The sequence below is a fragment of the Streptomyces himastatinicus ATCC 53653 genome, assembly GCF_000158915.1.
In the GTDB taxonomy this organism is placed as follows: domain Bacteria; phylum Actinomycetota; class Actinomycetes; order Streptomycetales; family Streptomycetaceae; genus Streptomyces; species Streptomyces himastatinicus.
In genome coordinates, this window is sequence record NZ_GG657754.1 from 1,839,445 (window position 1) to 1,860,383 (window position 20,939).

General features: G+C 70.7%; 18 protein-coding genes and 1 pseudogene. 11 read left to right on the forward strand and 8 right to left on the reverse strand.

All coding sequences use genetic code 11. From position 1 onward, the window contains the following. The first annotated feature begins 543 nt into the window (after positions 1-543). Positions 544-1,257: a haloacid dehalogenase-like hydrolase gene (locus SSOG_RS07025; protein ID WP_009713515.1), complete on the forward strand. Its 714-nt coding sequence runs from the start codon at positions 544-546 to the stop codon at positions 1,255-1,257. A 43-nt stretch (positions 1,258-1,300) separates the two neighbouring features. Here the strand turns inward: SSOG_RS07025 and SSOG_RS07030 are convergent, their stop codons facing one another. Next, entirely contained in the window at positions 1,301-2,485 is a 1,185-nt protein-coding gene (locus SSOG_RS07030) for an erythromycin esterase family protein (protein ID WP_009713516.1), read from the reverse strand. Between the two features lie 77 nt (positions 2,486-2,562). On the opposite strand from SSOG_RS07030, the gene SSOG_RS07035 reads away from it, so the two are divergent. After that, the gene (locus tag SSOG_RS07035; RefSeq protein WP_009713517.1) at positions 2,563-3,258 is read left to right on the forward strand and encodes a TioE family transcriptional regulator; all 696 of its coding nucleotides are present in this window, start codon (positions 2,563-2,565) and stop codon (positions 3,256-3,258) included. A 7-nt stretch (positions 3,259-3,265) separates the two neighbouring features. Here the strand turns inward: SSOG_RS07035 and SSOG_RS07040 are convergent. After that, positions 3,266-4,143 (reverse strand): annotated as a pseudogene (locus SSOG_RS07040) (aminoglycoside phosphotransferase family protein). A gap of 6 nt (positions 4,144-4,149) precedes the next feature. Continuing rightward, complete coding sequence (locus SSOG_RS07045; protein ID WP_009713519.1) at positions 4,150-5,391, reverse strand: MFS transporter; 1,242 nt, start codon at positions 5,389-5,391, stop codon at positions 4,150-4,152. Positions 5,392-5,463: 72 nt separating this feature from the next. On the opposite strand from SSOG_RS07045, the gene SSOG_RS07050 reads away from it, so the two are divergent. The 8 genes from SSOG_RS07050 to SSOG_RS07085 all read left to right on the forward strand — a co-directional run bounded on the left by SSOG_RS07050 (position 5,464) and on the right by SSOG_RS07085 (position 15,898). After that, positions 5,464-6,222, forward strand: coding sequence for a DeoR/GlpR family DNA-binding transcription regulator (locus SSOG_RS07050; protein ID WP_009713520.1), 759 nt, complete (start codon positions 5,464-5,466; stop codon positions 6,220-6,222). A gap of 191 nt (positions 6,223-6,413) precedes the next feature. Next, entirely contained in the window at positions 6,414-6,605 is a 192-nt protein-coding gene (locus SSOG_RS07055) for a hypothetical protein (RefSeq protein ID WP_009713521.1), read from the forward strand. A 39-nt stretch (positions 6,606-6,644) separates the two neighbouring features. Then, positions 6,645-8,246: a penicillin-binding transpeptidase domain-containing protein gene (locus SSOG_RS07060; RefSeq protein ID WP_050799800.1), complete on the forward strand. Its 1,602-nt coding sequence runs from the start codon at positions 6,645-6,647 to the stop codon at positions 8,244-8,246. A 161-nt stretch (positions 8,247-8,407) separates the two neighbouring features. Continuing rightward, positions 8,408-9,655 carry an ROK family transcriptional regulator gene (locus SSOG_RS07065; RefSeq protein ID WP_009713523.1) on the forward strand — a complete coding sequence of 416 codons (1,248 nt, stop codon included), beginning with the start codon at positions 8,408-8,410 and terminating at the stop codon, positions 9,653-9,655. Between the two features lie 190 nt (positions 9,656-9,845). Continuing rightward, positions 9,846-11,102: an ABC transporter substrate-binding protein gene (locus tag SSOG_RS07070; RefSeq protein WP_009713524.1), complete on the forward strand. Its 1,257-nt coding sequence runs from the start codon at positions 9,846-9,848 to the stop codon at positions 11,100-11,102. Between the two features lie 20 nt (positions 11,103-11,122). Next, a complete protein-coding gene (locus SSOG_RS07075) occupies positions 11,123-12,106 on the forward strand; it encodes a carbohydrate ABC transporter permease (protein WP_009713525.1) in 984 nt (327 codons plus the stop codon). A 41-nt stretch (positions 12,107-12,147) separates the two neighbouring features. After that, positions 12,148-12,963: a carbohydrate ABC transporter permease gene (locus tag SSOG_RS07080; protein ID WP_078510576.1), complete on the forward strand. Its 816-nt coding sequence runs from the start codon at positions 12,148-12,150 to the stop codon at positions 12,961-12,963. Between the two features lie 13 nt (positions 12,964-12,976). After that, entirely contained in the window at positions 12,977-15,898 is a 2,922-nt protein-coding gene (locus SSOG_RS07085; protein ID WP_009713527.1) for a glycoside hydrolase family 2 TIM barrel-domain containing protein, read from the forward strand. A gap of 15 nt (positions 15,899-15,913) precedes the next feature. Here SSOG_RS07085 and SSOG_RS07090 read toward each other — a convergent pair whose 3' ends face one another. The 4 genes from SSOG_RS07090 to SSOG_RS07105 all read right to left on the reverse strand — a co-directional run bounded on the left by SSOG_RS07090 (position 15,914) and on the right by SSOG_RS07105 (position 18,930). Continuing rightward, positions 15,914-16,666, reverse strand: coding sequence for an amino acid ABC transporter ATP-binding protein (locus tag SSOG_RS07090; RefSeq protein WP_039940764.1), 753 nt, complete (start codon positions 16,664-16,666; stop codon positions 15,914-15,916). 17 nt (positions 16,667-16,683) lie between these two features. Further along, positions 16,684-17,334, reverse strand: coding sequence for an amino acid ABC transporter permease (locus SSOG_RS07095; RefSeq protein ID WP_009713529.1), 651 nt, complete (start codon positions 17,332-17,334; stop codon positions 16,684-16,686). Then, positions 17,334-18,074, reverse strand: a complete 741-nt coding sequence (locus SSOG_RS07100) for an amino acid ABC transporter permease (protein WP_039936782.1) — start codon at positions 18,072-18,074, stop codon at positions 17,334-17,336. Before SSOG_RS07100 ends, SSOG_RS07095 begins: the two co-directional genes overlap by 1 nt. 61 nt (positions 18,075-18,135) lie before the next feature. Next, positions 18,136-18,930: an ABC transporter substrate-binding protein gene (locus tag SSOG_RS07105; protein ID WP_208867334.1), complete on the reverse strand. Its 795-nt coding sequence runs from the start codon at positions 18,928-18,930 to the stop codon at positions 18,136-18,138. A 246-nt stretch (positions 18,931-19,176) separates the two neighbouring features. Between SSOG_RS07105 and SSOG_RS07110 the strand changes: the two genes are divergently transcribed. Then, positions 19,177-20,025: an IclR family transcriptional regulator gene (locus SSOG_RS07110; protein ID WP_106516602.1), complete on the forward strand. Its 849-nt coding sequence runs from the start codon at positions 19,177-19,179 to the stop codon at positions 20,023-20,025. Between the two features lie 22 nt (positions 20,026-20,047). On the opposite strand, the gene SSOG_RS07115 is transcribed toward SSOG_RS07110, so the two are convergent. Next, positions 20,048-20,939, reverse strand: an 892-nt coding sequence (locus tag SSOG_RS07115) for a DUF2264 domain-containing protein (protein WP_154686089.1), incomplete at its 5' end; no start/stop codon positions are given.

Sequence of the window (20,939 nt, forward strand, 5' to 3'; positions counted from 1 at the left end):
CCTCGCCACGAATGCGAACACACCGGCTACCCTTCGTCGCTCCCGGCCCGACTGGACCTGAACAAGCGAGGCGCATCCCGGCAGCAACGCGCCCTCGCCCGGCTACATCCTGACCGAGTTCCTCACCGCGTCTGGCATGACACCCGAAGACGTCACGCATCAAACCGCTTCCCGGCCGTCGGCATGACAGGGACCAACGCCGACCTCGCGCGAGCTTTCCCGTCACGGCTCGTCCATGACGTGCGCGCCGTAGTGGCAGTCATGCCGGACCCGCAGCATTCGCCCACGTCGCCGTTCTCGGTCCACGTGGCCGGTGAGGCCGTCAGCGTCCCTTCCCGGATCTACAACGATGAGCTGCCCGCCGACGCGGAGCACGGGCTCACCGCGACACAGGTGGTCTTGCTACTACCGGCACGAGTACCCGACGTTCGGCACCTACCCCGGCTGCGTCATCCTGGAGCTCCTGCGAGCAGCCGCGGCCGACCGCACCGGCAGGCGGTGGCCCCGTCACACGCCACCCGGGCGCACCTCTACGCTGTCGCCATGCATGCCGACCGCGCCTCCGAGCCCATCCTGATCCTCTGGGACGTGGACCAGACGTTGGTCAGCATCAAGGACGGGGTGAGTCGCAGCCTCTACGAGCGGGCCTTCGAGAAGGTGACGGGGCGGACGCTCGGCGGGCTGGCGGACATGGCCGGTCGCACCGAGCAGGCCATCATGGTGGAGACGCTGCGTCTCAACGGCATCAGTGAGCCGCAGGCTCTGTTCAATGACTTCTACGCCGCCTTGGCCATAGCCGCCGAAGAGCTGAAGGGCCGTATGCGAGAGGTCGGAGTCGTTCTGCCCGGCGCCCGGGAGGCCATAGCGTCGTGCGCCGCTCGGCACACCGTCCAGTCAGCGGTCACCGGCAACCTCCGCCCGATCGCCATCACCAAACTGGCCGCCCTCGGCCTGGGCGACGGGCTCGACTTCTCGGTAGGCGGCTACGGTGACGACGGCAGCGATCGAGCCGACCTCGTGCGTCAGGCGCGCAAGCGGGCATCGGAGAAGTACGGTCACGCCTTCGACAGCCGACGCACCGTCGTCATCGGCGATACGCCCCACGATGTTCGCGGCGCCCACGACGCCGACGCTCTAGCCGTAGGCATCGCCACCGGCCGCAGCTCCGCGGATGAGCTGCGGGCGGCCGGAGCGGACATCGTGCTGGCGACTCTCACCGACTTCACCGGTCGCTGTGGTGAAGCCCTCGGCTGGTAGCCGCTAGAAACCCAAACAGCGTACGTCGCCCCCGCGGGTGGGCTCAGATTTCCTTGACGAAGACTATGGCGTCCATCTGGTCCGTGGCGGTCGGGTCGAGGGGCACGTACGTGTGGTCGGCCGGGGTGCGGGGGGTTGGGGTTCGGGTGAGGGTCGTGGTCAGGCGGGCGGGGTCGATGACGGTGCGGGGATGGGGAAGGGGCGACAGGAGGCCTTCGAGGGTGTCGGGGTGGGGGACGTCGGAGCCGCGGGTGCCGAAGGTGGAGGCGGCGAAGGCGTACTGGTCGCCGAGGCGGGTGCCCATGATGGCGCCCGCGCTCCACCACTGGAGCGGCGTGCCCGCGAAGTCCAGTCGGCCCTGGTGGCGCTGGAGGTGGGCGTTGTGGGCGAAGACGAGGGTGGGGCCGAAGCGGGCCTCGCGGCGCACGATGGCGTCGAGGTTGTCGGCCATCATCGCGTCGCGGAGCGACATGAGCGCGCCGACGCGGGTGGGCGCGGTGTCGGCCATGGCGGCGTGGTAGCGCAGGAGTCCGGTGGCGGTGCGGGCGTGGAGTTCGGCGTGCCAGAAGTCGTCGGGGGAGGTGGCGGCCGTCAGGTGGGGGGCGTGCGCGGTGAGCAGCGCGCTCAGGTCGTCGGCGATCAGGCGTAGCTTCCCGGTTTCCGGGGTGCCGCCGATGGACTGGGCGGGGTCCATCATGGCGGCGGGGTTGGTCCACCGCTCGTCGGGGCCGAGCAGTTCGTCGAGGGTTGCGCGGTTCCGGGGCAGGTCGAGGTGGGCGGCGAGGTAGTCGTGGAGTGCGGTCAAGGCGGGGCGGGGTGGGGCGGCGCCGGTGATCTCCAGAGGGCCGTCGAAACCGTAGAAGCGGAGCCGCTCGTGCGGGGGACGCTGTTCGTTGTGGGCGCGCATCCAGCGCAGGAGCTCGCGGTTGGCGGGTGAGGCGCCGAAGCCGTGGCTGAAGCCGCGGTTCATCGCGTCGTCGAGGGTGGCGGTGCCGTCGGCGACATACGCGTCGGCGACCAGGGCCGACAGGCAGTCGCTCTCGAGGGCGATCGAACGGTAGCCCTCGTGTTCGACGAGGTGGCGGAAGAACTCGTTACGCAGCTCGGGGAAGGCTTCGACGCCGTGGGTGGGCTCGCCGAGGCCGAGCAGGCGGGTGGCGGGAGACAGGAGGGCGGTGAGGGCGCCGCCGGTGAAGGGACGGGCGGCGTCCTGGATCGTGGCCGTCATGATTTAAACCGTATCGTTGAACCTTCGGTGTAAACTTTGGCGGCATTTTCCCCTGTGGACGAGGACGAACCTTCAAAATGCGGTTGCGGCCCATCGATCTGGCGCGTGAGCACGGCCTGTCCACGCAGGCGGTGCGCAACTACGAGGAGTCGGGGATCCTGCCACTCGCCGAGCGCTCGGCGAGTGGCTATCGCGTCTACGGTCCGCGCCATGCGGCGGCGTTGCGGGCGTTCCTGGCGTTGATCCCCGCGCATGGCCATGCGACGGCCGGAGCGATCATGCGAGCCGTGAACGGCGACGCGGTCGAGGAGGCGCTGCGGCTGATCGACGAGAGCCACACGCAGCTGGGCGACGACCGGCGCACGCTGGAGGACGTGGAAGAGGCGCTGCGCGGCCTGGCGCCGCCACACGAGCCGGAGCCGCTTGATCCGGTCGTGACGTTCATCGGGCCGCTTGCGCGCAGGCTCGGCATCCGCCCGGCGACGTTGCGCAAGTGGGAGCGAGCCGGGCTGATCGTGCCCCGGCGCGACCCACGCACCGGCTATCGCGTCTATAGCTCCGCCGATGTGCGTGACGTGCTGCTGGCCCACCAACTGCGGCGCGGCGGGCACGGACTGGAGCAGATCGCGCGGGTGCTGGAGCGAGTTCGGGTGGCGGGTGGTCCGGAGCCGCTCCAGGCGACGCTGCGGGAGTGGCACGACCGGCTGACGGCACAGGGCCGGGCGATGCTGACGGGCGCGGCGGCACTCGACACCTATCTGGGGCGTGCCTGAGAGCGCTTCAGCCCTCCCCCAGCACCGCCCGGATCACGTGCCGGGCGTTGCGCGCCATCGCCGGGGTCCTCGTCCGGTGGTACGGGAGGGCGATCAGGGCCTGGGAGAGGGTGCGGGCGCGGCCGCGGATCCAGGTCGCGTCGTCCACGGCCAGCGCCTCGCGGAAGACGTCCCGAGCGGCCGAAGGCAGCAGGTTCCACGCCGGGAACAGGTCGCAGGCTGTGTACGCCCACGCCCATGCAGCGATGTCGATCACGAGGCGGCCTGCCCGTCTCGTCACACCATAGGGTTGCCCGGCATCAGATCGGCGTGCAGCCATACCGAGGGCCCGTCCCAGGCCGGGGTCCGCAGGGCGTCCTCCCATACGGCGAGGGCGGCGTCGCAGTCGACGCCCTCCTCCGGGATGGCGCGCAGTTGCTCGATCGCCGCGCGGGTCTCCGTGTCGAGGGTGGCGAGGGGCCCGCCGCGGTAGGCCCTCGGGGCGTCCGACTGGGGGACGCTCCGCATCGCGGCCACGAACCCGGCCAGGTCCTTGGCCAGCAGCGACGGCTCGCTCAGGGCCCCTTCCTTCGGGTTCTCCCCCGCGAGCCAGCGGTGCACCGACCACGGCCAGGGGTATCCCTCGGCGGGCTCTCCGGTGCCGAGCACCTCGGGGATGGCCGTGGGCAGCAGGGGCGCGAGGCGGGGCAGCCACTTCCGTTCCGTCAATACGTCCTGGGCTCCGCCCGCCACCAGCGGTAGCCGTACGGCCATGGCGTCGCCCAGCCGGTACACGGCGTTGACGGTGCCGCCGGACGGGAACCGTTCGACGTCCAGCCCCGCCCACTGCGGGAACTGTCCGGCGATCAGCCGCCGTACGAGACTTTCGGGGTGCCCTGGGCTCATGGGGCACTATCCGACCGCCGTACGGCGACGCGGGCAACTGCTTTTCCGATCCGTTCCCGGGGTCCGCAGGATGCCCGCCGCGCACGCGGCGATCACGCAGAAGGCCACCGGCAGGAAGAAGGTGAGGTTGAGCGGTACGAGGTGGGTCAGCGGGCCGATGACGGCCGGGCCCGCGAGCATGCCGAGGTAGCCGAGACCAGCGACGCGGGAGACGTTGGCTCCGGCGGTGGACTGGTCGGTGTGGCCCGCGGCGCTGAAGAGTTGGGGGACGCAGCCGGAGAGCCCGGCGCCGAACACGGTCCAGCCGAGCAGGGCCAGGGGGATCCAGGGCGAGAGCGCGGCCACGGTCATGCCGAGGGCGGCCGCGGAGGCGCCGTAGCGGAGGATGGCCACCGGGCCGACCCGGGCGGCCACTCGGTCGGCGAGCAGGCGTCCCGCCGTCATGGCGGTGGCGAAGGCTCCGAAGGCGAGGGCGGCGGTGGCGGCGGGCGCGTCCAGGACGTTGCGCAGATGGAGCACGCTCCAGTCGTTGGCCACGCCCTCGCACAGCATGATCATCAGTGCCAGGACGGCCAGCGCCCAGATGCGGCGGGGCGTCCGGCGCCGGGTCTTCACGACAGGAGCGTCGGGGTCCGGGGCGGTGGCGGGCCGCCCCAGCAGGGCGCGGGACACCGCCGCCGTGACGGCGAGGCCGAGGGCCGCCGCCGCGGTCAGGGTCGCCGCGGGAGTCCAGCCCCAGCCGAGGGTGCGGGCGCCGACGAGCGAGGCGAGGACGCCGCCGAGCGAGTAGGTGGCGTGGAAGGCGGACATGACGGGCCGTCCGTAGCCGCGTTCGACCTGGACGGCGTGGGCGTTCATGCTGACGTCCAGGCAGCCGTTGCCCACACCGAGCACCAGCAGTGCCGCCCCCAGCGTCCAGGCGTTGGCGGCCAGGCCCGGCAGGATCAGGGTGACGCTGCACAGCGCCGCGCCGAGCGGTACGACGACGCGGGCGCCGAAGCGGTCGGTGAGGGGGCCCGCGATCTGCATGGCCGCGAAGGCTCCCGCGCCGAGGAGGAGAAGGAGCCAGCCGAAGAGGGCGTGGCCGGTGTCCGCGCGGTGTTCGATGCCGGGGATGTGGACGATCCACATCCCCATGAGGAAGCCGTTCAGGGCGAAGTAGGTGAAGGTGGCCAGCCGGGCGGCCCGCAGCGATTTCGCCGTACTCTCCGTGGTTTCCATGGTCTCCCTGGTCTCCGTACGCTCCATGCTTCGAACGTAGCGAACAAATATTACGTTCGAAAGATTGCCTTTCGAACGTCGGACGTGTTCAATCACGCCATGGCAGGCACAGATCGACTGAGGCAGATCACCGACGCCGTACGGAGCGCGGGCCGCGCCGGGGTCGCCGAACTGGCCGCGCTCACCGGCGCTTCGGAGATGACCATCCGGCGCGACCTGGAGGTGCTGGCCGAGCAGGGCATCCTGGAGCGTTACCGGGGCGGGGCGAGGAGCCTGCTGCTGCGCGGCGAGGAGCCGCCGTTCGCGCTGCGCACCCAGGAGGGGCTGGACGCCAAGCGGCGCATCGCCGCGGAGGTCGCCGGACTGATCGCCGACGGGGAGTCCGTCGTCCTCGACAGCGGCACCACCTGCCTGGAGGTGGCCCGGGTGCTGGAGCACCGCCGGCTGACCGTGGTGCCGCTGTCCCTGCACGCGGTGAACGCGCTGGCCGGGGCGGCGCAGCTGACGCTGCTGGTGCCCGGCGGGCGGCCCCGGCAGGGCGAGTTGGCGCTGACCGGCCCGCTGACCCAGGCGTCGCTGGCCGCGCTCCGCTTCGACACCGCGGTCATCGGCTGCTGCGGGCTGACCGCCGCGGACGGGCTGACCGCCTACGACCTGGACGACGCCGCCGTGAAGCGCGCCGCCATCGCCTCGTCCCGCCGCGTGATCGCCGTCGCGGAGGCCGCCAAACTCACCCGCACCGCCCTGGCGTTCGTCACCGCCGCCTCCGCTCTGGACGCGGTCGTGACGGACGAAACAGCGACGGACGAGGAGACGGACCGGCTGGCCGCGGCCGGTGTGACCGTACGGAAGGTATGACAGCAAAGGCAGGGCGCTGACCTGCGGAGACCCCGGCCACCGGGGCGCCACGGGGCCGGGGCATATGCCAGACCCCACGCCAGGGAAGACCCGTGCGGCGGATGCGTTGTTCCTCACATACCGGGGGTAACAGGCCAGTTGAGAGGTTTAGGCCACAGCGATTGTCAGTGGGTGCCCCTACTCTATTGGTCATGCGTCCGACTCCTACTCCCCAGAGCCCTGCCTTACTGACCACTTCCACCGACCAGGCCAACGAGGCGATCCGCGTGTTCCTGCGGGCCCGGGCCGGGCGGGCTCTGCGGCCTGCCGAGCGGGCGGAGTACGGGCGGCTGCTCGGGGTGTACACGCGGGCGCTGCGCGGTGAGATGGAGCAGGCGGCCTGAGAAGCAGGGCGCCGACCACACCTGGGGGCGGGTCACGCCATGCGTGCAGCGGGGAGAGTCGTACTCGGTACGGCGTTAGCGGGGTTCATCGGGGTTGCGGGGATCGGGGGGTACAACCTCTACACGGGGGTGACCGGCGGCAGTGGGCCGTCGGTTCCGGACGGCGCGGTGACGCCGTCCGAAGTCAAGGACACGGCGCGGGAGTTCCTGACCGCGTGGGCGGACCAGAACGATCTGCGGGCCGCCGCGTTCACCAATGACGCCCAGAGCGCGGGCGCCGCGTTGAGCCGCTACCGCGAGGACGGCCGGGTGGAGAAGGTGACGCTCACGGCGGGCGAGGCCGACAGCGCCACGGTGCCGTTCCGGGTCAAGGCGGAGATCGTCTTCGGGAAGAATCGTTCGACCTGGACGTATGACTCGAAGCTGACCGTCGTGCGGGGCCGGACCACGGGGAAGCCGCTGGTGGACTGGAAACCTGCGGTCATCCACCCGAAGCTGACGACCGGTGAAACGTTACAGACGGGCATGGCGGACGACCAGCCGGTCCGGGTGCTGGACCGGACCGGCAAGGTGGTGAAGCAGGGCCGCTATCCGTCCCTCGATCCGGTGCTGAACACGCTGCGGGAAAGATACGGCGCCAAGGCCGGTGGCGCGGCCCGGGTCGAGGTGGCGGCGGTCAGGGCCGACGGGACGCCCGGGCCGACGCTGCACGTGGTGGCCAAGGGCAGACCCGGGAGCCTGCGCACGACGCTGGATCAGAAGGTGCAGCGGCGTGCGGAGTCGGCCGTGGGCGAGCAGCCAGGGGCGTCCGTGGTGGCGCTCAAGCCCAGCACCGGGGAGATCCTCGCGGTGGCCAACTCGGACAAGGGCGAGTTCAACGCCGCGTTACAGGGCCAGACCGCGCCCGGGTCGACGTTCAAGATAATCACCGCCGCCGCGCTGCTGGAGTCGGGCAAGGTGACGCCTTCCCAGCGGGTGCCGTGCCCGAAGACGGCGGCGTACGCGCAGGGCATGACGTTCCACAACGTCGAGGACAGCGAGAACCCGAGCGCCACCTTCGCGCAGGACTTCGCGGCCTCCTGCAACACCGCGTTCGTCTCGCTCGCGGGCTCCATACCCGACGCCGGGATGGCGGAGGAGGCGCGGGCGGTGTTCGGGATCGGGCTGGACTGGCAGGTGGGGGTCACGACGTTCGACGGCTCGGTGCCGACGGAGGGCGGGGACGGCAAGGCCGCGGCGGTCATCGGGCAGGGCACGGTGCAGATGAATCCGCTCACCATGGCCTCGGTGGCGGCCACCGTGCGGACGGGCGCCTTCAAGCAGCCGGTGCTGGTGCCGCCGTCGGCGGACGACCGCAGGATCGCCACCAGCGAGCGCCCCCTGAGTTCGGCGGCCGTGCAGCAGCTGAAGGGCATGATGCGGCTGACGGCGACGAGCGGCACCGCCCGAACGGCGATGGCGGGGCTCGGCGGCGACATCGGCGCCAAGACCGGATCGGCCGAGATCGACGGTCAGGTGAAGACCAACGCCTGGTTCACGGCGTACCGGGACGACATGGCCGCGGCCGCCGTGGTCACGGCGGGCGGCCACGGGGGCGACGCCGCCGGGCCCGTGGTGCGGCAGGTGCTCGACGGCCGCTGAGGGTCCGGGGCCCGGCTCACCTGCGCTCCCTGCGCTTCGCCGGGGCCACCCCTCAGCCCTGACGCTTCGTACAAGGGTTGTGCGAAGGGGTTGTCTATGGTCTGGCGCACACTCTAGCCTGGCGCGGCATCAGCCGAGAGAGCCACGGAGGGGATTCCGGCGTGAAGCGCACATCCCGCGACATCCGCACCGCCAACCGCTACGGGGTACTGCGCCACATCGTCGCCGAATCCCCGGTGTCCCGGCAGGAGGTGGCCGCGGCGACCGGGCTGAGCCTGGCCACGGTCGCCAACCTCGTCGGCGAGCTGCTGGAGCTGGGCATGCTGGTCGAGGTCGGTTACGAGGACTCCGACGGCGGCCGCCCGCGCGGGCTGGTCGCCGTCAACTCCTCCGGGGGCGCGCTGATCGGGGTGGACGTCGCGGAGACGTACGTCCATGTCGAGCTGTTCGACCTCGCGCTGACCGTCCTCGCCCGCGCCGACCAGGAGTTGCGCCCGGAGCGACCGGAGGAGAACGACCCGACCAAGGTGGTGGCCCACATCGCCGCCGCCGTGGCGTCCGTGGTCGGACAGGCGGAGATCGCGCCCGACCGTGTGCTGGGCGTGGGCATCAGCATGCCCGGGCAGGTGGACCGGGAGGGCGGGGTGTCGGTGTTCGCGCCCAACTGGGACTGGCACGACGTACCGCTGCTGCGGATGCTGGCCGACCACATCCCGTATCCCCTGTACCTCGACAACCCGCTGCGCGCCTGCACGGTGGCCGAGCAGTGGTTCGGCGCGGCGCGCGGGCGGGGTGACGCGGTGGTGGTGAACCTCGGTACGGGCGTGGGCGCCGGGCTCGCGCTCGGCGGGGCGCTGCACCGCGGGGTCAGCAACAGCGCCGGCGAGTGGGGGCACACCACCCTCATCCTGGACGGGCGGCAGTGCCACTGCGGCAACCGCGGCTGTGTGGAGACGTACGTCGGCGCGCCCGGCATCATGCGGAATCTGCGCGAGCTGAGCCCGGACAGCCCCCTGTTGCGTGCCGACGACCAGACGGCGACCATCGAGGCCCTGGGGCGGGGTCTGGCGGACGGGGACCCGGTGGCCGCCCAGGTGGTCCGTGACACCGCCCGCTATCTCGGGGCGGGCCTCGCCGACCTGATCAATCTGCTCAACCCGGAAGTGATCGTGCTCAGCAGCTGGGTGGCCGCCGCGCTGGGTGAAGGGCTGCTGGCCGAGGTGCGCGAGGCGGTGGCCGGGCGCGCGCTGCGGCGTCCGCTGGCGAGCACCGAGATCGTGCTGTGCCCGATCCCGTCGAACCCGGTGAGCCTCGGAGCGGCGACCTTCGTGCTGGAGGGTTCGCTGGCGTCCGTCGGGCTGAAGCACCGCCGCCCGACGGCCGCGAGGACCGGCGCCACTTCCGCGTAACAGGGGGTGTGGGAGCGCTCCCTCCCCCTGGCCGTTCGAACCCTCGAACCGTCCCAAAAGTCGCGCCACCCACTTCGTCCAACCCCTTGCCGAAGTCTTCGTCTATGGCTAACGTCCCGCTGCACCAACGCACTTGGCCGTGAACCGTGATCGTGATCGTGATCCGAGACAAGGACGTCACATGTCGGCAATGAACAGAGCCAGGGATGCCAGGGACTGGGACCGCCGCAGCGTGCTGCGCGCCGTCGGCGGGGTGGCCGCGCTGGGCGGGCTCGCCGCCTGCGGTTCGAACACCGGCCGCTCGGGCGGCGGTGGCAAGTCGATCAAGCAGATGTACCACGCGTACGGGGAGCCGGGCACCCAGCAGGCCGCCAAGAAGTTCGCCGACGCGTACGACAAGGCGAAGGTCACCATCGAATGGGTGCCGGGCGAGTACGAATCCAAGCTGGCGACCTCGCTGCTGGGTTCTGGCCGCCCGGATGTCTTCGAATACCACCCCGATCTGCAATTGGTGCGCTCGAAGCAGATCGTCCCGCTCGACGACATCATCGCCGACGTCAAGGACGACTTCCTGCCGGAGGACATCACGGCGAATTCCGTGGACGGGAAGATCTACGGCATCCGCATGATCGATGACCCGCAGTTCTTCTTCTACCGCAAGTCACTCTTCGAGGACGCCGGGGTCAAGCCCCCGACGACATTCGACGAACTCATCGACATCGCACACAAACTGACCAAGGGCAAGGTCAAGGGCCTGTACATCGGCCAGAACCTGAAGACCATCAGCAAGCCGCTCGTCTGGTCCAACGGCACCCATTACCTCACCGAGGACCACAAGATCGCCTACCACACGGAGGAGCTGGAGGAGACCCTCACCAAGGCGCGGGAGCTGTACACGAGCAAGTCCCTGCTGCTGGGCGCCCCGACCGAGACCTGGGACCCGACCAGCTTCGTCCAGGGGCTGTGCGCGATCCAGTGGTGCGGGATATGGGCGATACCGGCGATCCAGAAGGCGTTCGGCGACGACTTCGGGATCTTCCCCTTCCCCAAGTCCGGGAAGAACGGCCGCCCGGTGGTGTACAACGGCGGCTGGTCCACCTACGTCTCCGCCAAGGCCAAGGACGTCGACGGGGCCAAGGAATTCGTCAAGTGGCTGTGGATCGAACAGAAGAAGTACCAGCAGGAATGGGCGCTGGACTACGGGTTCCACATTCCCGCGCGCAAGAGCATCGCCGCCGGGGCGGACAAGCTCAAGAGCGGGATCGCGGCCGAGGCGGTCGAGCTGTTCAACAGCCACGGAATCTTCGACGACCCGTACTGGACGGAGGGCATGTTCAACATCGTGCTCGACGCGGTGGTCAGCTCGGTGCGCGACAGCAAGAATCCCGCGGCCGAACTCGACAAGGCCGATAAGAAGGTCGAGCGCGACCTGAAGAAGCTCGGTTAGGCGGGCGTCCGGACACCATCATGGCGACCACCACACCCACCCAGAGCACCACCCCCGGCCGGGCGCCCCGCAAGGCGGCCCCCGCCGGGCGGCGGCTGCGCGGACTCGGCGGCAGCCGCGGCCGCACCCTCAACTTCTGGCTGTTCACCGGCCCGTTCCTCATCGGGCTGATCGTCTTCGTCTATGTACCGATCGGCTGGAGCCTCTGGCTCAGCCTGCACAACGCGAAGGGCACCGTCGCGCCCACCGAGTTCGTCGGCCTCGGCAACTACGCCGACATGCTCGGCGACGGCGACTTCGTCGACAGCCTGATCAACTTCACGGTCTTCGCCGCGATCATCGTCCCGATCACCTACGCGCTCTCCCTCGCCCTCGCGCTGCTGGTGCACCGCATCCGCTTCATGAAGGCGTTCTTCCGCTCGGTGTTCTTCCTGCCGACCGCGTGCAGCTTCGTCGTGGCCTCGCTGGTCTGGAAGATGTCGATGTTCAACGGGCTGCACTACGGCCTGGTCAACACCGTGTTGAGCTGGTTCGGCGTCGACTCCGTCGCCTGGCTCGCCTCGCCCCATCCGCCCTGGTACTGGCTGGTGCTCTGCACCGCCCGGCTGTGGCTCCAGTGCGGGTTCTACATGATCCTGTTCCTGGCCGCGCTCCAGAACATCCCTCGCGAGCTGTACGAGGCGGCGGCCGTCGACGGCGCCAAGTCCGGCTGGCAGACGTTCCGCCACATCACCCTGCCGCAGCTGCGCGCCACCTCGGTCGCGGTCGTCCTGCTGCTGCTCATCGCGGCGTACCAGGCGTTCGACGAGTTCTACAACATCCTGGACGAGGGCCGCGCCACCTGGGGCCGCCCGCCGCTGGTCGAGCTGTACCTCCAGGCGCTCGGCGCCAACCAGGACTACGGGCACGCCAGCGCGGGCGCCCTCATCCTCGCCCTGCTCATCGCCATGGTCACCCTGGCCCAGGGCAAGTTCCTCGGCTTCGGAAGGGGTGACGACAAGTGACCATCACGGCACCGGTCAAACAGCGCACCGCGCGCTCCGTCATGAGCAGCACCGGGCTGTACGTCGCGCTCGGCGTCGCGACGGTGCTGTTCCTCGTCCCCTTCTATCTGATCGTCCGCAACGCCCTGTCCTCCGACGCGGACATCACCGGCGAGGACTGGGCGTTCTTCCCCACCGACCTCCAGTGGGGGAACGTCAAGGAGCTGTTCGACGACCCCTCCGTGCCCTTCGCCCGGGCGCTGTGGAACTCCACCGTGGTGGCCGTGCTGCACACCCTGGGCACGCTCCTGGTGTGCTCACTGGCCGGATACGGACTGGCCCGCATCCCGTACAAGCACGCCAACAAGGTGCTGTACACCGTCCTGTTCACCCTCATGGTCCCGGCGGCCGTGACCTTCGTACCGAGCTATGTCCTGGTCTCGTCGCTCGGCTGGGTCTCCTCGCTGCGCGGTCTGATCATCCCCGGGCTGTTCAGCGGCTTCACCGCGTTCCTCTTCCGCCAGTACTTCCTGGGCTTCCCCAAGGAGCTGGAGGAGGCGGCCAGGGTGGACGGGCTGGGCTACTGGGGCGCGTACTGGCGCATCGTGGTGCCCAATTCGCTCAACTTCTTCGCGGCGATCTCGGTCATCACGTTCATCAGCGGCTGGAACGCCTTCCTGTGGCCCCTGGTGATCGGCCAGGATCAGAACTCGTGGACCGTGCAGGTCGCGCTGTCCTCCTACATGACCGCCCAGACGATCAACATCCACCTGATCTTCATGGCAACGGCCGTATCGATCCTGCCACTTGTGCTCGTCTTCGTGTTCCTCCAGCGCTGGCTCGTGCAGGGTGTGGCACAGACCGGTATCAAGGGCTGACCGAGGAGAGTCGATGAACTCCACGCAGCACACACCGCCGCTTCCCTACTACGAGGACGTCTCCCCCGGCACCGGATGCCTGCCGCCGCGCGCCTGGGCCCCCGGCTCCGACGCCGCCCGGCTGAGCCTCGGCGGCACCTGGGCGTTCCGGCTGTCGCCGACCGCGGCCGCCGAGGACGACTCCTTCGCCCGCCCCGGCTACGACGCCTCCGGCTGGGGCGAGATCCCGGTGCCCGCGCACTGGGTGCTGCACGGCCACGGCGCGCCGATCTACACCAATGTGAACTATCCGTTCCCGGTGGACCCGCCGCGGGTGCCCACCGAGAACCCGACCGGTGACCATCTGCGCGTCTTCGACCTCCCCGGCGACTGGCCCACAAGTGGGCAGGCGGTGCTGCGCTTCGAGGGCGTCGAGTCCTGCGCCCGGGTGTGGCTCAACGGGGAGGAGCTGGGCACCTTCAAGGGCAGCCGGCTGCCGCACGAGTTCGCGGTCGCGGGGCTGCTGAAGCCGTCGGGGAACGTGCTGGCGGTGCGCGTGCACCAGTGGTCCTCCGGCAGCTATCTGGAGGACCAGGACCAGTGGTGGCTGCCGGGGATCTTCCGCGAGGTGACGCTGCTGCACCGCCCAGCGGGCTCGGTGGCCGACTTCTTCGTGCACGCCTCGTACGACCACGTCGGCGGCACCGGCACGCTGCGGGTGGACGCCGAGCCGGGCGGCGGCCGGGTCACCGTGCCCGAACTGGGTCTTGACCTGGCGACCGGGGAGAGCGCCACCGTCGCCGTCGAGCCGTGGACGGCGGAGACACCACGGCTGTACGAGGGCACGCTGACCACCGGGGGCGAGACGGTCTCGTTGCGGATCGGCTTCCGCACGGTCCTGGTCGAGGACGGCGTGTTCAAGGTCAACGGCCACAGGGTGCTGTTCCGGGGCGTCAACCGGCATGAGTTCCACCCGGTGACGGGCCGTGCGCTGGACCTGGCGACGATGCGCCGCGATCTGGAGCTGATGAAGCGGCACAACATCAACGCCGTGCGCACCAGCCACTATCCGCCGCACCCCGCCTTCCTCGACCTCTGTGACGAGCTGGGGCTGTGGGTCGTCGACGAATGCGACCTGGAGACCCATGGCTTCGTCGACCTCGACTGGCGGAACAACCCGGTCGACGACGACCGCTGGACCCCCGCGCTGGTCGACCGGGCCGCCCGGATGGTCGAGCGCGACAAGAACCACCCGTCCATCGTGATGTGGTCGCTCGGCAACGAGTGCGGCACGGGCCGCGGGCTGTCCGCGATGGCCGACTGGATCCGGGAGCGCGACCCGTCCCGGGTGATCCACTACGAGGGCGACCTGTCCTGCGCCGACACCGGGATCTACTCCCGGATGTACGCGCCGCACGCGGAGGTCGCGCAGATCGGCGCCCGTACGGAGGCGCCGTGGGGCGACGCCGCGCTGGACGCTCGGCGGCGGGAGCTGCCGTTCATCCAGTGCGAGTACGCCCACGCCATGGGCAACGGGCCGGGCGGACTCAGCGAGTACCAGCGGCTGTTCGAGACGCATGAGCGGCTCCAGGGCGGGTTCGTCTGGGAGTGGATCGACCACGGCTTCGCCCGGCACACGCCGAACGGCACGCCCTACTACGCGTACGGCGGCGACTTCGGCGAGGAGCTGCACGACGGCAACTTCGTCTGCGACGGTCTCCTCTTCCCCGACCGCACCCCGTCTCCCGGGCTGATCGAGTACAAGAAGGTCATCGAGCCGGTGCGGATCGAGGGCGACGGGTCCGGCGGGACGGTCCGGATCACCAACGGCCACGACTTCACCGACCTGTCCCATCTCGCGTTCAGCTGGCGTTACGAGGCCGAGGGCGTGGCGGTCGGCTCCGGTGAGCTGGCGGTGCCGCCGCTGGCCCCCGGCGAGTCCGCCGACCTCAAGCTGCCCGCACCCGCGGCCACCGCGCCGGGCGAGGAGACCCGCTGGACGGTCGAGGCGCGGCTCGCCGCGGCCACGGCGTGGGGCGAGGCGGGGCATGTGGTGGCCTGGGCGCAGTTGCCCGGCTCGGCGGCGGCCGCACCCGCCTCGGTGACGGCCACGGGGGCGCCGCGCCGCGGCGGGGACCGGATCGTCCTCGGCCCGGGCACCTTCGACGCTGCCACCGGCACCCTGACCGACCTCGGCGGGCTGACGCTCACCGGCCCCCGGCTCGACCTCTGGCGCGCCCCCACCGACAACGACAACGGCGCGTCCTGGCAGCCCGATGAGCGCTACGGGCTGATCTGGCGGGAGCTGGGCCTGCACCGGCTCCAGCACCGGGTGGACGCGGTGGATCTCGCGGACCGGGAGCTGACCGTCCGTACCCGGGTCGCCCCCGCGGCGACCGACGTCGGGCTGACGGCGGTCTACCAGTGGACGGCGGACGGGGACCGGCTGCGGCTGGCCGTCTCCGTCACCCCGCTCGGCGAGTGGTCCTGCCCGCTGCCCCGGCTGGGCGTACGGCTCGGGGTTCCGGCCGCGCTGGGCGCCGCGGAGTGGTTCGGCGGCGGTCCCGGCGAGGCGTACCCGGACACCCGGGCCGCCTCCCGGCTGGGGCGCTGGGCGCTGTCGGTGGACGAGATGCAGACGCCGTACGTACGGCCGCAGGAGAACGGGGCGCGGGCCGATGTGCGCTGGGCGCGGCTGACCGCCCCGGACGGTACGGGCCTGCGGATCGAGGGCCACCCGCCGTTCTGGTTCACGGCCCGCCGCTGGACCACGGAGCAGCTGGACGCGGCCGAGCACACCCCGGACCTGGTCGCATCGCCCGACACGGTGTGGGTCAACCTCGACCACGGCCAGCAGGGCATCGGCAGCCAGTCCTGCGGGCCGGGGGTGCTGGAGCCGCACCGGCTGCTGGTGGCCCCGGCGGAGTTCTCGTTCACCTTCGCCCCGCTGGGCTGATCGGACAAGCCGGGGTCAGGTGTCCAGCACCCGGTGCAGGAACTGCTGGGTACGGGCCTCGGCCGGGCTGCCGAAGACGCGCTCGGGCGTGCCCTGTTCGAGGACGACACCGCCGTCCATGAAGACCACGTGGTCGGCGGTGTCCCGGGCGAACCGCATCTCATGGGTGACGACCACCATCGTCATGCCCTCGTCGGCCAGGGACCGCATCACGCCGGTGACCTCGCCGACCAGCTCCGGGTCGAGGGCGGAGGTGGGTTCGTCGAAGAACATGACGGCCGGGTCCATGGCGAGCGCGCGGGCGATCGCCACGCGCTGCTGCTGGCCCCCGGACAGCTGGGCCGGGTAGGCGTCCGCCTTGTCGGCGAGCCCGACCCGGGCCAGCACCTCCCGGCCCCGCTCGTCGGCCGCCTTACGGCTGATCTTGCGCACCTTGAGCAGGGCGAGGGTCACATTGCCCAGCGCCGTGCGGTGCGGGAACAGGTTGAACTGCTGGAAGACCATGCCGACGTGGCCGAAGATCTCGGGTGCGCGCTTGCGGTCGTGCAGCGGGACTCCGTTGACCCAGACCTCACCGCGGTCGGCGCGTTCCAGGTCGCACATGATCCGCAGCAGGGTGCTCTTGCCGGAGCCGCTGGCTCCGATGAGCACCACGACCTCACCGGAGCCGACCTCGATGTCGACGCCCTTGAGGACCTCCAGGTCACCGAAGCGCTTGTGCACGCCGGACAGGGCGACCTGGGCGGTGGTGGGCGGGGTCCGTTCCATGGGGGACTTGGTGATCATCAGGCGGTCACGGCCTTTCTCTCCATGCGCCGGACGACGACCGACAGCGGGGAACAGATGACGAAGTACAGGACGGCGATGGCCAGGTACGCCATGCCCGGGTGCCCGTCCCGGTCCACGATGGCCTGGCCCTCGCGGAGGAGTTCGGCGTAGCCGATGACGACGGCGATCGAGGTGTCCTTGACGAGCGAGAGGTACTGGCCCACCAGCGGGGGCAGCACGATGGCCCGGGTCTGGGGCAGGATCACCGTCCCGAAGGTCTGGACGCGGCTCAGGCCCAGGACCCGCGCCGCCTCCCACTGGCCGCGCGGGACAGCTTCGATGCCGGAGCGGAAGATCTCCGCGACGTAGGCGCCCTGGAAGAGGGTGAGCGCGAGGAGGGCGGCACCGAAGACGGAGATGTTCCCGATGCCGAGGTAGGCGGCGCCGAAGTAGATGAAGAGCATCTGGACCAGCAGCGGGGTGCCCCGGAAGATCTCCAGGTAGCAGCGGGCGAACTGGGCCAGGACGGGGATCCGGCTGGTGCGGATGGCCGCGATGACCAGGCCGAGCAGGGTGCAGGCGGCGATGGCCGCGGCGGACAGCTCGACGGTGGACCACAGCCCGGAGGCGTACAGGTCGCGGTTGGACCACAGGACCGACCAGTCCATCACGCCTCCTTGCGGATCAGGACGAGACGGCGGGCCGCGCTCCGCAGACCCGCCAGGACCGACTGGCGGGGGCGCATCGGGCGCAGCGGCGGTTTGAAGGCCGCGCGGCCGATCAGCTCCGCCACCAGCACGACCGCGTTGGTGAGCACCAGGTAGAGCACGGCGGCGATGCCGAACACCTGGATGGTGAGCAGATTGCGGGAGTTGATCACCATGGCGGTGCCGGTGAGTTCGGGCACCGAGATGGCCGAGAGCAGCGACGAGCCCAGGATGATCTGGACGAGCTGGTTGATCACGGCCGGGTAGACGTTGCGCAGCGCCTGCGGGAGCACGACGTGCAGGAAGGTCCGGAAGGGGCTGAGGGCGAGCACGCGGGACGCCTCGCTCTGGCCGCGCGGGACGGCCTGGATACCGGCCCGGAAGATCTCGGTGAGGTACGCGCCGACGTTGAGGCCGAGCGCCGCGATGCCCGCCTGTACGGGGCTGAGCCGCAGCCCGGCCGAGGGCAGGGCGAAGTAGGCGACGAACATCTGGAGCAGCACCGGGGTGTTGCGGATGACCTCGACGTACACGGCGGCCGGGGCGCGGACGAGGGCGTGCCGCGACCGGCGGGCGAGGGCGCCGAGCAGCCCGAGGGCACAGGCGAGGACGAAGGCGGCGAGGGACAGCTTCAGGGTCAGCCAGGCCGCGCCGAGGTAGGTGGGCCAGTCCTGGAGGGCGTACGTCCAGTCGGCGAACATGGGGTTCCTCCACAGGGGCGGCGGCGGGGGGCCGCCGCCCGGCAGGCTCAGTAGGACGGGTTCAGCGGGTATACGGGCTTGACGCCGAACCACTTCTTGTAAGGGCCGCGCTCTGGCCGGAGGTGTTGAACTCGCGCAGCCAGGTGTTGATCCACTGCAACCAGTCGGGGTCGCCCTGGCCCACCCCGATCGCGTTGTACTCCAGCGGAACGACGGAGTCCTTGGTGACCTTGAGGGAGGGGTCGAGCTTGGCCTGGTAGTTGAGGAAGTTGGAGTCCTCGACCATGGCGTCGGCCTGGCCCTGCTTGACCGCGAGCACGGCGGCCGCCGAGGTGTCGTACTCCTGGATCCGCGCCTTCGGGTTGCCCTCCTTCACGGCGGCGCCGTTGGTGGAGCCCTTGGTGACCGCCACCTTCTTGCCCGAGAGGTCCTTGAGGCTCGCGATGGCACTGGACTTCTTCACCATCAGCACCTCACCGGCGACGATGTACGGATCGCTGAAGGCGACCTGCTTGGCGCGCTCGGCGGTGGTGGTGAAGTTGCAGACCACGGCGTCGACCTTGTGCGTGCGCAGATTGGGGATGCGGTTCGCGGAGGTGGTGTCGACGATCTTCACCTTGACACCGAGCGCCTTGGCCATGGCCTTGGCGACATCGACGTCGAAGCCCTGGGGCTTGTTGGCCTTGTCCGTCGAGCCGAAGGGCGGGAACGTCAGACAGCTGGCCACCCGCAGCGTGCCGCTGCGGGTCACCTTCTGGAGGGTGGAGTCCTGCGCACGGGAGGCCGGGTTCTGGCTGGAGGAGCAGGCGGCGAGCAGGGAGGTGGCGGCGAGTGCGCTCACGGAGATCGCGGCCATTCTTCGGGCATGAGGGCGTCGTCGTCCCATGGCGGGACTCCCTTCGGGGGGAAATAGAGCGAGACAGATCATCGAGGCCGCGATCGGCGATGACCGTCGGGCTCTGGGGATTCTGCATTGCAGAATCGAATTTCGTATTGAGTGCGCACAAGCTAACCGAGCCGGTGAAGGCCGTCAATGGTTGATTTCGAATTCCGGCATCCGATGCTGCTATGCAAAAACGCGGAGGTCGGCTACCTTCCCGGCATGACTTCTCGGCCGGACACCGCCCACGGCGGCCAGGACGACCGCCCCGCCGGAACCGGCCCTGGGCGCAACACCTCGTCGTCGCTGCGCCGGGCGCTGTCCATCGTGATGTTCCTGGCCGAGGACCGCGGGCATCCGCGCGGCGCGACCCTCACCGACCTGGCCGAGGGCCTGGGCCTGAGCAAGAGCACCATCCTGCGGCTGCTGGCACCGCTGCGGGAGGTGCGCCTGGTGGACCAGGACGCCGAGAACGGGCGCTATCAACTGGGCCCGCAGAACGCCTTCCTCGGCCAAGTCTATTTGGAGCGGCTCGACTTCCGTGAAGCGGCTGCCCCGCATCTGCATGAACTCGTCGACGGCATAGGGGAAACGGTCCACTTGGTGGTCTTCGATCCACCGGAGATCGTTTATATCGACAAGGTGGAAAGCCCCCAGCCGGTACGCATGCATTCGCGCATCGGCAGCCGTCAGCCCGCGTATTGCACTGCCGTCGGCAAAGCGTTTCTCGCCTACGCCTCCCCCGCCGTGGTGGACCAGGTGATCGAGTGGGGCATGCCGCCCCGCACCCCGGCCACCATCACCACCGGCGGGTGGCTGCGCGCCGAACTGGCCGCGGTGCGGCAGCGGGGGTACGCGATCGACGACGTGGAGAACGAGCGGGAGATCCGCTGCGTCGCGGCGCCGGTCTTCGACCACAGCGGTGCGGTCGCCACCGCGATCAGCGTCTCCGGGCCCGCCTCCCGCGTCACCCGGGACCGCGTCGCCGAGATCGGCGAAACCCTCCTCGCCTCGACCCGGGCCCTGTCCGAACGCCTCGGCGGAACCCTGCCGCCCCCTCCCGCGCCGTAGCCGCCCCCGGGTGGAACGTGGGTCAGCTTCGGCTGACCGGTGCCGGGATCGCCGGGGCGATCCGTAGCGCCTGCTCCGACAGATGGGCGCGGCAGGCGGCGCCGTCCCACCAGGCGACGCGGACCTCGTAGCCGCCGTCGGCGGGCGCCACGTCCACGCGGGCCAGCGTCTCCAGCGGGGCCGGGTCCGGTTCGGCCGTCAGCCGGGCCAGGCAGACGAACAGATCACCGGCCGCGCCGCCGGTGGTCTCGCCGGTGAGGGCGGGGGCGATAGCACGGCCGGAGAAGGCCGTGGCGGCGGCGGGCAGCGGATCGGCCGTCAGCAGGCCGTGCAGCGGCAGGAGTTCGGAGCGCGGGCCGTCGTCCGGAACGGCCCAGCCGGTCTGGCGTACGGGGTGGCCCGGGGCCGCCCCCGCCACCAGGTGGACGCGGACCTCCGCCGCGCCGTGCGCCAGCACCAGGCCGGTGATCCGGACCTCGTCCGGCCGCTCCTCCCCCACCACCCGGGCGTGATGGCGGGAGGCGGCCCAGCCGTCCCCCGCGCCCAGGGGCTCCAGCCGGGTCCGCAGGGAGACCCGGTCGCCGCCGCTCAGCAGGCCGAAGTGGTTGTCGGGCGCGGCACCGTACGGAACGGGGCCGGTGGCCGTGGAGTAGGCGAGCCGGGCGTAGTACGGATCGTCCTGGTCGGGGTCGCCGGGCGGTGGGAGGTGTTCGCTGCCGTGGTTGTGGAGGCGCACCAGGCCGTCTGCGGTGGTGGACTGGAGCAGCCAGTTCGGTCCGTGCACCGCGCGGGTGACGTCGGCGGTGGCGGGTCCCGGTTCCTCGCGGGCCGTCCACACCGCGTGGTCGTCCGGGAGCAGCAGCCCGAGGAAGCCCTTGGCGGCCCAGTAGGGGGACGCGGGGCCGGAGTACGGC

Bases quoted from the DNA above. Each gene is read 5' to 3' on its own strand.
- SSOG_RS07080 (WP_078510576.1), top strand. From the start codon at position 12,148: ATGAGCAGCACCGGGCTGTACGTCGCGCTCGGCGTCGCGACGGTGCTG.
- SSOG_RS07025 (WP_009713515.1), top strand. From the start codon at position 544: ATGCATGCCGACCGCGCCTCCGAGCCCATCCTGATCCTCTGGGACGTG.
- SSOG_RS07075 (WP_009713525.1), top strand. From the start codon at position 11,123: ATGGCGACCACCACACCCACCCAGAGCACCACCCCCGGCCGGGCGCCC.
- SSOG_RS07105 (WP_208867334.1), bottom strand. From the start codon at position 18,930: ATGGCCGCGATCTCCGTGAGCGCACTCGCCGCCACCTCCCTGCTCGCC.
- SSOG_RS07085 (WP_009713527.1), top strand. From the start codon at position 12,977: ATGAACTCCACGCAGCACACACCGCCGCTTCCCTACTACGAGGACGTC.
- SSOG_RS07035 (WP_009713517.1), top strand. From the start codon at position 2,563: ATGCGGTTGCGGCCCATCGATCTGGCGCGTGAGCACGGCCTGTCCACG.
- SSOG_RS07045 (WP_009713519.1), bottom strand. From the start codon at position 5,391: ATGGAGCGTACGGAGACCAGGGAGACCATGGAAACCACGGAGAGTACG.
- SSOG_RS07030 (WP_009713516.1), bottom strand. From the start codon at position 2,485: ATGACGGCCACGATCCAGGACGCCGCCCGTCCCTTCACCGGCGGCGCC.
- SSOG_RS07110 (WP_106516602.1), top strand. From the start codon at position 19,177: ATGACTTCTCGGCCGGACACCGCCCACGGCGGCCAGGACGACCGCCCC.
- SSOG_RS07055 (WP_009713521.1), top strand. From the start codon at position 6,414: ATGCGTCCGACTCCTACTCCCCAGAGCCCTGCCTTACTGACCACTTCC.
- SSOG_RS07050 (WP_009713520.1), top strand. From the start codon at position 5,464: ATGGCAGGCACAGATCGACTGAGGCAGATCACCGACGCCGTACGGAGC.
- SSOG_RS07060 (WP_050799800.1), top strand. From the start codon at position 6,645: ATGCGTGCAGCGGGGAGAGTCGTACTCGGTACGGCGTTAGCGGGGTTC.
- SSOG_RS07070 (WP_009713524.1), top strand. From the start codon at position 9,846: ATGAACAGAGCCAGGGATGCCAGGGACTGGGACCGCCGCAGCGTGCTG.
- SSOG_RS07090 (WP_039940764.1), bottom strand. From the start codon at position 16,666: ATGGAACGGACCCCGCCCACCACCGCCCAGGTCGCCCTGTCCGGCGTG.
- SSOG_RS07100 (WP_039936782.1), bottom strand. From the start codon at position 18,074: ATGTTCGCCGACTGGACGTACGCCCTCCAGGACTGGCCCACCTACCTC.
- SSOG_RS07095 (WP_009713529.1), bottom strand. From the start codon at position 17,334: ATGGACTGGTCGGTCCTGTGGTCCAACCGCGACCTGTACGCCTCCGGG.